Genomic DNA, 11857 nt, shown 5'->3' with positions numbered 1-11857 from the left:
TTCTGGCGTGCAGGAATCGGGCACGAAAAATGCGCTTGGCAAAGGCGTAAACCGCAGCGATACCGCGCGGTATCGAGAGGATTCACAGCGCAGCGGGGCACATTTTCTCGTGGCCGAGAATGTCGCCATGAATAAATCAGTGCTTCCCTGGCAAGTTATGTGGTATGTATTGGATGGATACCCCCAACTTGAGGAGATTCAAATTAAGCGCCCATTCAACTGCGGCCTTGAAGCCGTCCTGTCACTGGTAGGAGGAAAATGGAAGCTGCTGATATTGTTCCATTTGATGAAGGGAACGCACCGCTTCGGCGAATTGCGTCGACTTGTCGGCGATGTGACTGAAAAGGTCTTAAGTGAACAGTTAAAGCAAATGGTCTCCGACGGTATTATCGCGAGAATCGATTATCAGACCGTGCCGCCGCACGTCGAGTATGTGGTGACCGATTTTGGACGAAGCATGTCGGCCGCCGTTGTCCCGCTGTGTGAGTGGGGAACCGAAAATATGGAACGCATCATCACCTTGGCCGAAATGCGATCAACGCGTCAGCCTTGATATTCATTTACCAGGCTCCGTGTCCGACCGAAAATTGAGAGGCCGTGGCATCCCCGATTTTTAAAGACGCGGAAAATTATCGGGTTTTCCCCACCAGCAGGCAAGGATAAAAAACCATGCCTTGCAAGGCGATCTTGGTCACTTACCAGAATGTAAGTACTTGATTAATTGTTATGGCAGGATATGCTGGCGCCTCCACGAACAATTCGAGAAACGACATGAAAAGTACCTATCGCCGTTCGTTCTTGACCGGGCTTGTCACCCTCGCGGCCATGCCTGCTGCACTGCGGGCTCAGGCCAGGGTAGAAGAGCCGTCCACGAATGAAGCACTCATCAGGGAATTGTACAAAATTGCTGAAGGGAAGCGTCTCGACGCGGATGGATTCGCTTCGCTCTTCGCGGATGATGGGTATTTTCTCGATATGTCGTCAGGGCAGAGATGGACTGGTAGAGATGTCCGCGATCCAGTTAATGGCTTAATTCGCGCTTATCCGGATATTCATCGACAATTACTGAAGCTTTATCACAGCGGAGATGATGCGGTCGTGGTCGAACTAAGGCTGCAAGGAACTCATAAAGGAGATCTTCCCTTACCCGGGGGTGTTCTTCGCGCAACGAATAAAAAGTTTGACGTTCCATGCTGCGATGTGTGGCAGATCAAAGATGGCAAAGTGAAGTCTTTTCATTGCTACAACAACCTTGTTGCGACATTGAAAAACTGAGCTGCACTGGCTACTGCTGAGCCAGCATTTATTACGGAGGGCTTTGTTGCGTAAGTCAGGTCTGACCAGCGCTGAGCCCGCAGGTCTGGCAGGCTGCGCGCATGAAACCGGCGCCTCAGAAGTACCGCATCACGAACTGGAAGACATAGAACGCAGCTCAAGGCACGCGGCTCTCTGCTGATCTGGCTTGATTCGATGATGAAGTGGCACGTTCAGCCGAACGGCAAGCGGGGGTGCAGCCAGCAATTCAGCGACGAGGCGATCCAGTTTTGCCTGAGCATCACGTGCCTGTTCAATTTACCGCTGCGCCAGGCCATAGGTATGACGCAAAGCTTGTTGCATCTGGCAGGAGTCGAATGGCCAGTGCCAGACTACAGCACCGTAAGCCGGCGGCAGAAGACGCTGCAGGTGGTCATCGGCGCTGTGCCGACCATGACAGGTTTGCATCTCACGCTTAAGATCCAGGCCATGGAAGTGACCGACAACAGTGTTGGAGACGCACCTGTCCTGCCGGCGCTGCTGGATCAGATTCCTGCCGATGAGCGCATTGCCAGCGTCAGTGGCGATGGCGCCTACGAGACAAGGGACTGCCATGAGGCGATCGCCATGCGTGACTCCATACCGTTATTCCGACCCGCAAGAATGCCAAACCCTGCTCGATATCGGCTCACTGGATATCGGCTTCCGCTGATTTCCAGGGAGCCCTGCCGTCCAGCCCGTGATTCATTCCAGCCTTTTGAGACATGACGATCGCTTCAATGGGCGTTTGCTATGCGATGGTAATCCTTGGTCGGCAAGCACTATCCTTTTCGCAATCTCACCGCCGTTACGGTTTGGTAAATGCCACGCTCCGGCCGCGTCCCTGTATTCCTTGGGCTTCAAGCATCATCCAGTGCAGTACCCACCTGCATGCTGTCTCGCCCGTCAGATAGAGCCGGCTCTGGCCAGAGAAGGACGATCAGGGTGAATGTCCGGATATCGCCTGACAAAACGAAAAAAGCCAGCTCGAAAGCTGGCCTTTTTCAATTATTTCCTTGGTCGGGGCGAGAGGATTCGAACCTCCGACCCCGTGCACCCCATGCACGTACGCTACCAGGCTGCGCTACGCCCCGACTAGCCAACAATTATATCAGAGCCTGCGAAAAAATATTGCGTTTTTACCATACGGTGCAAGATCTTCGCAGGGCAACGGCCAACTGCCTTACTTCCACTCCCCACGCAACGCCATCACCTGCTGCTGCAGGTACTCCGGCGTCGCCAGTTCCGGCGCCACCGGCTGGCCAACCGCCAGCGCCAGCTGCGAGCGCATGCCGCGCGAAATCCTGCGCTCGAACAGATTGCTCTGGTCGCGCGTGAACCAGCTGCCCCACAGGCCGCGCAGCGCCATCGGGATCACCGGCACCTTGCTGCGCTCCACTACTTTCGCGATGCCGTTGCGAAATTCGTTCATCTCGCCGGTCGAGGTCAGGCGCCCTTCCGGAAAGATGCACACCAGCTCGCCTTCATGCAGCGCGTGGGCGATGTCCACGAAGGCCTTTTCCATGGTCCACGGGTCTTCCTTGGCCGGCGCGATCGGAATCGCATTGACGGCGCGGAAGATCCAGCGCAGGAAAGGCGTCTTGAAGATGCGGTGGTCCATCACGAAACGGATCGGACGCGGGCTGGCGGCATTGATCACGATCGCATCCACATAGCTGACGTGGTTGCACACCAGCACCGCCGGGCCTTCGCTCGGGATGCGCGCCGTGTCGATGGTGCGCACCCGGTACACGGTGTGGATCAGCAGCCAGGCCAGGAAGCGCATCAGGAATTCCGGCACCAGCGAGAAGATGTAGACCGCCACCACCGCATTGAGCAGGGCCGTGGTCAGGAACAGTTCCGGGATGCTGAAGCCCTGCCCCAGCAGCAGGATCGCCACGCCGGCGGACGCCACCATGAAGATCGCGTTCAGGATATTCATGCCGGCGATGGTGCGCGAGACGTGCTTCTGGTCGCAGCGGGTCTGGATCAGGGCGAACAGCGGCACGATGAAGAAGCCGCCGAATACGCCGATCATCACCAGGTCGCCCAGGATGCGCCAGGCGCCCGGCTGGTTCAGCAGGCCGAGCCAGTCCACCGCCGTCGTGCTGGCGATAAAGGCCTCGCTGGCGAAATACAGGTCGATACCGAACACCGACAGGCCGATCGAGCCGAATGGCACCAGGCCGATTTCCACCTTGTGGCCAGACAGGCGCTCGCACAGCAGCGAACCGAGGCCGATGCCGAGCGAGAACACGGTCAGCAGCAGCACGAACACGCTGTGGTCGCCCATCAGGTAGTCTTTCGAGAACACCGGGAACTGGGCCAGCAGCAAGGCGCCATAGAACCAGAACCAGGAATTGCCGAGCATCGACAGGAACACGGTGCGGTTCTGGCGCGAGTACGCCAGGTTGCGCCACGATTCAGCCAGAAAATTGCGGCTGATGCGCAGCTCGGGCGCCGGCGCCGGCGAGGGCGGGATGCGCCAGGCGGCGGCCAGGCCCAGCACGGCGAAGAGCAAGGTCGCGCCGGCCACCAGCATGATGCCGTTCGGCTTGTAGCCGACCAGGATCGCGCCGGCCACTTCACCGAGCAGGATGCCGACGAAGGTTCCCATCTCGACCACGCCGTTGCCGCCGACCAGCTCGTCGGGCTTCAGGTTCTGCGGCAGATAGGCGTACTTGACCGGCCCGAACAGCGTCGAATGCGTGCCCATGCCGATCACCGCCGCGACCAGCAGCCACAGCGTATGCGTCATCCAGCCGATGCCGGCCACCAGCATGATCGCGATCTCGGCGATCTTGACGATGCGCGCCAGCCTGGCCTTGTCGAACTTGTCGGCGATCTGGCCCGCGGTGGCCGAGAACAGGACGTAAGGCAGGATGAACAGGCCCGGGATCAGGTTGTTGAGCAGGGAGGGATCGAGCGTGGTCCAGTTGATCGCATCATAGGTCATGACGACCAGCAGCGCGGTCTTGAACAGATTGTCGTTGAAGGCGCCCAGGAACTGGGTCCAGAAGAACGGACCGAAACGGCGCTGGGTCAGCAGGGAAAACTGATTCGGTTGGCTCATGCTGGAAAGCTCGGCTGTGAAGGAAGGCGTAATGTACAACGGCAAGCACAGCGGAACAAACGCTGTTTCTCACATTCATGGTTGCGTATTCGCATCCGATACCGCAAGTGTTGCCATGCAGTACGAGCCCTTGCGCGAGCACAAACTCGGCGCTGTGGCAAGGGCGCGCGCAGAAACTTGCGGTATCACCCGTTGGCGCTTGAAACCGGTCAAGTCGGGCTTGATCTGGCACATTGGTGCAATGCAGCGCAGGTAGAATCCGCGAATGACTTCCGCCAACTTCCACATCAGCTACGCCAGCGTCGCCAATGCGCTGTTCGAGCACATCGAGCAGGACCTGCTGCTCCTTACCACCGCCCTCCTCGATGACGACGAGGAATTGCCACGCCTTTTCGAGCCGTATCCGACGACATTGCTGGCACACGAAGGCATGCCGCCGCCATGAAGAAAACCGCCGTTGCCCAACACGGACAACGGCGGTTCCAGTGGCGTGGCCGGGTCAGCCCAGCGCTTCCAGGCGAATCCGCGTCACCTTGCCGATCACTGCCGGCAGGCTTTCGATCTTGGCGATCGCCGCGTCGATGTTCTTTTCGCGCGTCTGGTGCGTCAGCATGATGATGTCGATGTCGGTCTGGTCGCCTGGCTCCTTCTGCAGCACGGCGTCGATCGAGATGCCGGCGTCGGCCAGGATGCGGGTCAGGTCGGCCATCACGCCCAGCTGGTCCTGCACGTGCACGCGCAAGTAGTAGCTGCTGGTGATCTCGGACATCGGCATGATCGCGACGTCGGTCATCTGGTTCGGCTGGAACGCCAGGTGCGGCACGCGGCTGTACGGGTCGGCGGTGAGCAGGCGGGTCACGTCGACCAGATCGGCGATCACGGCCGACGCCGTCGGCTCGGAACCCGCGCCCTTGCCGTAATACAGCGTGGCGCCGACCGCGTCGGCCTGCACCAGCACCGCGTTCATCGCGCCTTCGACATTGGCGATCAGGCGCGCGGCCGGGATCAGGGTCGGGTGCACGCGCAGCTCGACGCCCTCGCCCGACTCGGTGTGGGTGCGGCGCGTGATGCCCAGCAGCTTGATGCGATAGCCGAGCTGTTCGGCGTAGCGGATGTCGGCCGCCTGCAGCTGGCTGATGCCTTCCACATAGGCCTTGTCGAACTGCACCGGAATGCCGAAGGCGATCGCCGACATGATGGTCAGCTTGTGCGCCGCGTCCACGCCCTCGATGTCGAAGGTCGGGTCGGCCTCGGCGTAGCCCAGCTCTTGCGCCTGCTTGAGCACGGTCGCAAAATCCAGGCCCTTCTCGCGCATCTCGGTCAGGATGAAGTTGGTGGTGCCGTTGATGATGCCGGCCACCGATTCGATGCGGTTGGCGGTCAGGCCTTCGCGCAAGGCCTTGATGATCGGCACGCCGCCGGCCACGGCCGCCTCGAAGGCCACCATCACGCCCTTTTCCTGGGCGGCGGCGAAAATCTCGTTGCCGTGCAGCGCCAGCAGCGCCTTGTTGGCCGTCACCACGTGCTTGCCGTTGGCGATCGCCTTCAGCACCAGCTCGCGTGGCAGCTCGTAGCCGCCGATCAGCTCGACGACGATGTCGATATCGGGATTATTGACCACCGCAAACGGGTCGGCCACGATCTCGACCGTACCGCCGGTCACTTCGCGCGCGCGTTCAATATTGCGCGCCGCAATCATCGCAATCTCGATGCCGCGTCCGGCGCGGCGGCGGATGTCTTCCTGGTTGCGTTGAAGGACATTGAAGGTACCGGCACCCACGGTGCCGATGCCCAGGAGGCCAACTTGAATCGGTTTCATAAAATCTGTTTCTCTTGATGGTCAGGACGCCGGTCCCGTTCAGGCATGGCGTCGTCGGTAACCGTCGAGGAAGCGCGCGATGCGTCCGCAAGCGTCGGTCAGGTCGTCGGAATTGGGCAGGAACACCAGCCGGAAATGGTCCGGGGCGATCCAGTTGAAGCCGGTGCCTTGCACCAGCAGCACTTTTTCCTCGGACAGCAGTTCGCAGATGAACTGCTGGTCGTCCGTGATCGGATACATCTTCGGATCGAGGCGCGGGAACATGTAGAGCGCGGCTTTTGGCTTGACGCAGGACACGCCCGGTATATCGGTAAGCAATTTATGCGCGAGGTCGCGCTGCCTCAAGAGGCGTCCGCCCGGCCCCACCAGGTCGTTGATGCTCTGGTGGCCGCCGAGGGCGGTCTGGATGGCGAACTGGCCCGGCGCATTGGCGCACAGGCGCATCGAGGCCAGCATGTTCAGGCCCTCGATATAGCCCTTGGCGTGGCGCTTCTCGCCCGAAACCACCATCCAGCCGGCGCGATAGCCGCAGGAACGGTAGTTCTTCGACAGGCCATTGAGGGTCACGAACAGCACGTCGTCGGCCAGCGAAGCGATCGACACGTGTTCGGCGCCGTCGTACAGGGTCTTGTCGTAGATCTCGTCGGCGTAGACGATCAACTGGTGCTGGCGCGCCAGCTCGATGATGTCGAGCAGCACTTCGCGTGGATACAGGGCGCCGGTCGGGTTGTTCGGGTTGATGACGACGATCGCGCGCGTGTTCGGCGTAATCTTGCGCCGCATGTCCTCGATGTCGGGCAGCCAGCCGGACTGCTCGTCGCACACGTAGTGGATCGGCGCGCCGCCGGCCAGGCTCACGGCCGCGGTCCACAACGGGTAATCGGGCGCCGGCACCAGCACTTCGTCGCCGTTGTTCAGGAGGCCCTGCATCGACATCACGATCAGCTCCGAGGCGCCGTTGCCCAGGTAGATGTCGTCCATGCCCACGCCGGCGATATTCTTTTCTTGCGTGTAGTGCATGACGGCCTTGCGCGGCGCGAACATGCCCTTGGAATCGGTATAGCCGGCCGCGCCGTGCATATTGCGGATCATGTCGCTGACGATCTCGTCCGGCGCGTCGAAGCCGAACACGGCGAGGTTGCCGATATTGAGCTTGATGATCTTCTGGCCGTCTTCTTCCATCTGGCGCGCCACGTCCAGGGCCGGACCGCGGATTTCGTAGCAGACATCGTCGAGCTTGTTCGATTTGGCGATCGGTCTCAAAATTTCCTCAGGTGTGAGCGTGCTCTGTTGCAGTGCGAAAAATACCATTCTGCCGAATACGCCCCATTTAGGCAACCTTGCCGATCCGGTTACAATGGGCCTTTGCCAGCACACCGGATTTCAGCCAACGCCATGAAGCTTCATTCCGACAACACTCAACAATACCAGACCGTGACCGGCTATGACGCCTCGGGCGTCGAAATCAACGCCGAGCGCTTCAACTACAGCCTGACGGTGCTCCCCGAGATCCCGCCGCGGCCGTGGAACGTGACCCGCTTCGACGACCTGACCGCCGCCCACTTCGAGGAGATCGCGAAGGATGCACCGGACGTCGTCATCCTCGGCACCGGCGAGCGCCAGCGCTTCGTGCACCCGCGCCTGGTGGCCAGCCTGTCGGCCATGCACGTCGGCGTCGAAAGCATGGACAGCCAGGCCGCCTGCCGCACCTATAACGTGCTGATGGGCGAAGGCCGCAAGGTGACGCTGGCCCTGATCATCGACGCCTGATTCATTAGCCAAAACTTAAATCGCCAGAAACATTTCCAAAACGGGGTAAATATTGTGCTTCTGGCCAGCCGGGCACTAGCGGCGGGTGGCATGGCCGGATTATCATGCCAATGCCGCTCCCCGCCACCATGCGCCGGGAGGTTAATATCGCAGCGCGACGCGCTGTCACTGCCCAGGAGAAGCCCGTGGCCGAGAGCCCAGCAACCATCGCCCCATTTTCCGCCCCGATGACCGGTGGCCAGATCTTCGAGCTGCTTGGCCGTCCCGCCAGGTACACCGTGCTGTATTTCTACCCCAAGGACAATACGCCCGGCTGCACCACCGAGAGCATCGCCTTTCGCGAAGCCTGGCCCGAGTTCCAGGCGCTGGGCGCCGAGATCTATGGCCTGAGCCGCGATTCGCTGCGCTCGCACGAGAACTTCAAGGCCAAGCTGGGCCTGCCCTTCGAACTGATCTCCGATCCGGACGAAGCCGTTTGCACGCAATTCAATGTCATGAAGATGAAAAATATGTATGGCAAACAGGTGCGTGGAGTCGAGCGCAGTACGTTTGTCATTGACGCTCAAGGCCGATTGGTGAAAGAATGGCGTGGCGTGAAAGTCAATGATCACGTCACCGAAGTGCTGGAATTTTTGAAGAGCCAGCCCTGAATTACGGATGGCTCCAGTTTGTTCAACCTGCTGGATCGCTATCCCTTATTTTGAGTCAACCCGTAATTCATCCACATTCTTCCAATCTGGTTTCCCGCCGGGCCGGAGCATTTCCGGGCTCGGCTTTACTGCAGACATTTTTCCTTGCAGTCCACGCGGCGGTTTGCCCGCCATTCCCGTTAGTAGCATCGACTCCGTGCGGCAGCGCGCCACGTGGCCAGCGCGCGCACGGCCATCCAGACTTTTTTTAGATTGAGAACCTGATGCCACTGCCAAAGATGCCTACCCAGCCAGCGACCATGCTGCTGGCAAAAGATTACCCCAAGGCCGAACCTGGAAAGTCGCCGGTACGTCCCGTCTCGGCCCAGGCCAACGACGACGTCGAGGACCTGATCAGCGGCCAGGCCGTGCCGACGCCGAAATCGCGCGCACGCCGCAAGGCTTCCGATACCCTGGCCGCCGCCCAGGCGCCCGCTTCTGCACCCGCTTCTGCACCCGCTTCTGCACCCGCTTCCGCACAAGTTGCCGCGGTGGCGCCAGCCGCCGTTGCCGCCAACGAGGCCGGCGTCCCTGCCGCCCGCAAGCCAGGCAAGAACGCCAAGCCGTCCGCCGCCCCCGTGTCGGCCAAGCTGCGCGAGACCGACGCCGATCAACCGCATCCGGCCAAGCACAAGCCGGTCGAAGTCACCATCAAGTCCTCCACCAGCCGCAAGGCCGACCGCTCCGGCGCCACCAAGGTATTCGTGCTCGACACCAATGTGCTGATGCACGATCCGAGCTCGCTGTTCCGCTTCGAGGAGCACGACGTCTACCTGCCGATGATGACGCTCGAGGAGCTGGACAACCACAAGAAGGGCATGTCCGAGGTCGCGCGCAATGCGCGCCAGGTCTCGCGCACGCTCGACGCCCTGATCGCCAACGTCGACGACGACGCCATCGAGTCCGGCATTCCGCTGTCCAAGCTGGGCAACAAGGACGCCAAGGGCCGCCTCTTGTTCCAGACCCGCCTGCACAGCGCCGCCCTGCCCGAGGGCCTGCCGTCCGGCAAGGCCGACAACCAGATCCTGGGTGTCGTGCGCGCGCTCGAGCAGCAGATGGCGGGCCGCGCCATCGTGCTGGTGTCGAAAGACATCAATATGCGCATCAAGGCGCGCGCCATCGGCCTGCCGGCCGAGGATTACTTCAACGACCACGTGCTGGAAGACACCGACCTGCTGTACTCGGGCATCGTCCAGTTGCCGGACGATTTCTGGGACAAGCACGGCAAGGACGTCGAATCCTGGCAGGAAAACAAGAACGGCAGCTCGGCGACCTATTACCGCGTCACCGGCCCCTTGATCCCGACCTTGCTGGTCAACCAGTTCGTGTTCCTCGAGCCGAAGGATGGCCAGGCGCCGCTGTACGCCCAGATCAAGTCGATCAACGGCAAGACCGCCGTGCTGCAGACCCTGCGCGACTACAGCCACAACAAGAACAACGTCTGGGGCATCACGGCGCGCAACCGCGAGCAGAACTTCGCCCTCAACCTCCTGATGAATCCCGAGGTCGACTTCGTCACCCTGCTGGGCCAGGCCGGCACGGGTAAAACGCTGCTGGCCCTGGCGGCCGGCCTGGCGCAGGTGCTGGAGACCAAGCTCTACAACGAGATCATCGTCACCCGCGTGACGGTGCCGGTGGGCGAGGACATCGGCTTCCTGCCGGGTACCGAAGAAGAGAAGATGTCGCCATGGATGGGCGCCTTCGACGACAACCTGGAGGTGCTCATGAAGTCGGACGGCGATGCCGGCGACTGGGGCCGCGCCGCCACGCAAGACCTGATCCGCTCGCGCATCAAGATCAAGTCGCTCAACTTCATGCGTGGCCGCACCTTCGTCAACAAGTTCCTGATCATCGACGAGGCGCAGAACCTGACGCCGAAGCAGATGAAGACCCTGGTCACGCGTGCCGGTCCCGGCACCAAGATCCTGTGCCTGGGCAATATCGCGCAGATCGACACGCCTTACCTCACCGAGGGTTCGAGCGGCCTGACCTATGTGGTCGACCGCTTCAAGGGCTGGAGCCACGGCGGCCACGTGACCCTGGCGCGCGGCGAACGCTCGCGCCTGGCCGATCACGCCAGCGACGTGCTGTAACACCGCAGGCCGCCTGCAAGAGGCGGCAGTGCCACCAAACGCCCGCCCTCACCGGCGGGCGTTTTTTTTGGCGCTGTCATCGTTATCTGTTGATGACCTTGAATGCGATACGCAGCAATTGCTCGACGGAAGTGACCCTCCCACCATCGATCGCCCAACGCCAGCCAAGGTAGTTGGGTAGCCAGCGCGACGCCAGGCCATGGAAGCGCGTCAGCCATTCCTTGAAGCGCCGATGATAAGCGTTTACATTTTGAATATGGATCGCGCCCTCGACGCCGCTGCGCACCCGTTCGCCGGCACTGAGGTTGACGGCCTGGTGCGCAATACCATGGGCAAGTGCGAAGGCGGAATAGGCGGTGTTGGCGTCGGTGACCAGCAGCGCTTGCGCATCAAGTTTCGGCAGCAGGTGCTTGATCAGTTGGGTCACCTTCAAGGCGCCGCGGCCGGTGACGGCATCGATGGTCTGTCCGCTGCGGTCGCGCGCCACCAGGATGCAGTCGAGGTGACGTGAAATGCCGCGCAGGGCGGCCCTGCCACCGCGTTTGCGCGGAGGGCGATCGAGCTTGCGCGACCCCTTCTGCGATTCGAGCAGGAACATCTCGTCGGCCTCGACGATGCCGGCCAGGCGCTCGGGCCGGTCGTCCTTGACCCGGTCGAGGAAGCGGTGGCGCCAGCGAAAGGTCGTGTTCCGGTGCACGCCGACCCGCTTGGCCGCCGAACGGACCGTGCGGGAATCGAGCACCGTGTCCAGGTAATCGAGCCACTTGTCCTTGTGCCTGAGCCGCGCCAGCGGCGTGCCGGTCAGATCGTTGAAGGTGCGGCCGCATGCGCAGCAGCGAAAGCGTTGCAGGTCGTTGGCCCGGCCATGGCGGTGACAACGCTCGCAGCCGCAGTCCGGGCAGCAGCGCTCTTTTGACCGGATCTCGCCGATGAGGGCGATCACTCGGTCGAGCCCGGCTGCCGGATGCAGGACGGCGAGCACCCGCTGGCGCTGCGGCTGGTTCAGCAGCGGCAACCCGTTGAACAGCTTCGCAAACTCCGGCGCTTTCATTGCACGCTCCCGATCGATGACGACCGGGGTTGGACCACGGGTCAGCTCAGCAGTTCAATGCTCATCCAT

Annotated in this window: 10 protein-coding genes, 1 tRNA gene and 1 pseudogene; 7 read left to right on the top strand and 5 right to left on the bottom strand. The window is 61.3% G+C overall.

Translation table 11 applies throughout. The features are described from left to right. Positions 1 to 7: 7 nt before the first annotated feature. The 3 genes and pseudogenes from DIR46_RS20595 to DIR46_RS20585 form a co-directional block, all read left to right on the top strand. Entirely contained in the window at positions 8 to 553 is a 546-nt protein-coding gene (locus tag DIR46_RS20595) for a winged helix-turn-helix transcriptional regulator (RefSeq protein ID WP_307719104.1), read from the top strand. 218 nt (positions 554 to 771) lie between these two features. Beyond that, positions 772 to 1275 carry a nuclear transport factor 2 family protein gene (locus DIR46_RS20590; RefSeq protein ID WP_229446333.1) on the top strand — a complete coding sequence of 168 codons (504 nt, stop codon included), beginning with the start codon at positions 772 to 774 and terminating at the stop codon, positions 1273 to 1275. A 101-nt stretch (positions 1276 to 1376) separates the two neighbouring features. Next, a pseudogene (locus DIR46_RS20585) lies at positions 1377 to 1928 on the top strand (transposase); the annotation flags it as partial. A gap of 382 nt (positions 1929 to 2310) precedes the next feature. Here the strand turns inward: DIR46_RS20585 and DIR46_RS20580 are convergent. Together DIR46_RS20580 and DIR46_RS20575 are read right to left on the bottom strand one after the other, a co-directional pair. After that, positions 2311 to 2387, bottom strand: a tRNA-Pro gene (locus DIR46_RS20580). Between the two features lie 89 nt (positions 2388 to 2476). Next, complete coding sequence (locus tag DIR46_RS20575) at positions 2477 to 4366, bottom strand: MFS transporter (RefSeq protein WP_109346908.1); 1890 nt, start codon at positions 4364 to 4366, stop codon at positions 2477 to 2479. Positions 4367 to 4631: 265 nt separating this feature from the next. On the opposite strand from DIR46_RS20575, the gene DIR46_RS20570 reads away from it, so the two are divergent. Next, complete coding sequence (locus DIR46_RS20570; RefSeq protein WP_109346907.1) at positions 4632 to 4811, top strand: hypothetical protein; 180 nt, start codon at positions 4632 to 4634, stop codon at positions 4809 to 4811. Positions 4812 to 4865: 54 nt separating this feature from the next. Here DIR46_RS20570 and DIR46_RS20565 read toward each other — a convergent pair whose 3' ends face one another. Continuing rightward, the gene (locus DIR46_RS20565; protein ID WP_109346906.1) at positions 4866 to 6185 is read right to left on the bottom strand and encodes a homoserine dehydrogenase; all 1320 of its coding nucleotides are present in this window, start codon (positions 6183 to 6185) and stop codon (positions 4866 to 4868) included. Positions 6186 to 6224: 39 nt separating this feature from the next. Then, positions 6225 to 7448, bottom strand: coding sequence for a pyridoxal phosphate-dependent aminotransferase (locus DIR46_RS20560; protein WP_109346905.1), 1224 nt, complete (start codon positions 7446 to 7448; stop codon positions 6225 to 6227). 132 nt (positions 7449 to 7580) lie between these two features. Here DIR46_RS20560 and DIR46_RS20555 point away from each other — a divergent pair, with 132 nt between their 5' ends. The 3 genes from DIR46_RS20555 (at position 7581) to DIR46_RS20545 (ending at position 10737) form a co-directional block, all read left to right on the top strand. Then, on the top strand, positions 7581 to 7955 hold the full coding sequence (locus DIR46_RS20555; RefSeq protein WP_109346904.1) for an Mth938-like domain-containing protein: 375 nt from the start codon (positions 7581 to 7583) through the stop codon (positions 7953 to 7955). A 185-nt stretch (positions 7956 to 8140) separates the two neighbouring features. Then, positions 8141 to 8605 carry a peroxiredoxin gene (locus tag DIR46_RS20550; RefSeq protein WP_229446657.1) on the top strand — a complete coding sequence of 155 codons (465 nt, stop codon included), beginning with the start codon at positions 8141 to 8143 and terminating at the stop codon, positions 8603 to 8605. Positions 8606 to 8868: 263 nt separating this feature from the next. Then, positions 8869 to 10737, top strand: a complete 1869-nt coding sequence (locus DIR46_RS20545) for a PhoH family protein (protein WP_109346902.1) — start codon at positions 8869 to 8871, stop codon at positions 10735 to 10737. Between the two features lie 82 nt (positions 10738 to 10819). Here DIR46_RS20545 and DIR46_RS20540 read toward each other — a convergent pair whose 3' ends face one another. Then, positions 10820 to 11788, bottom strand: a complete 969-nt coding sequence (locus DIR46_RS20540; RefSeq protein WP_109346901.1) for an IS1595 family transposase — start codon at positions 11786 to 11788, stop codon at positions 10820 to 10822. Between the last annotated feature and the right edge of the window lie 69 nt (positions 11789 to 11857).

The sequence above is a fragment of the Massilia oculi genome (assembly GCF_003143515.1).
Classification (GTDB): Bacteria; Pseudomonadota; Gammaproteobacteria; order Burkholderiales; family Burkholderiaceae_D; genus Telluria; species Telluria oculi.
Note: the sequence above shows the minus strand (reverse complement) of the source record. Positions and strands in the feature narration are given on the sequence as shown.

Bases quoted from the DNA above. Each gene is read 5' to 3' on its own strand.
- DIR46_RS20590 (WP_229446333.1), top strand. From the start codon at position 772: ATGAAAAGTACCTATCGCCGTTCGTTCTTGACCGGGCTTGTCACCCTC.
- DIR46_RS20575 (WP_109346908.1), bottom strand. From the start codon at position 4,366: ATGAGCCAACCGAATCAGTTTTCCCTGCTGACCCAGCGCCGTTTCGGT.
- DIR46_RS20565 (WP_109346906.1), bottom strand. From the start codon at position 6,185: ATGAAACCGATTCAAGTTGGCCTCCTGGGCATCGGCACCGTGGGTGCC.
- DIR46_RS20570 (WP_109346907.1), top strand. From the start codon at position 4,632: ATGACTTCCGCCAACTTCCACATCAGCTACGCCAGCGTCGCCAATGCG.
- DIR46_RS20540 (WP_109346901.1), bottom strand. From the start codon at position 11,788: ATGAAAGCGCCGGAGTTTGCGAAGCTGTTCAACGGGTTGCCGCTGCTG.
- DIR46_RS20555 (WP_109346904.1), top strand. From the start codon at position 7,581: ATGAAGCTTCATTCCGACAACACTCAACAATACCAGACCGTGACCGGC.
- DIR46_RS20545 (WP_109346902.1), top strand. From the start codon at position 8,869: ATGCCACTGCCAAAGATGCCTACCCAGCCAGCGACCATGCTGCTGGCA.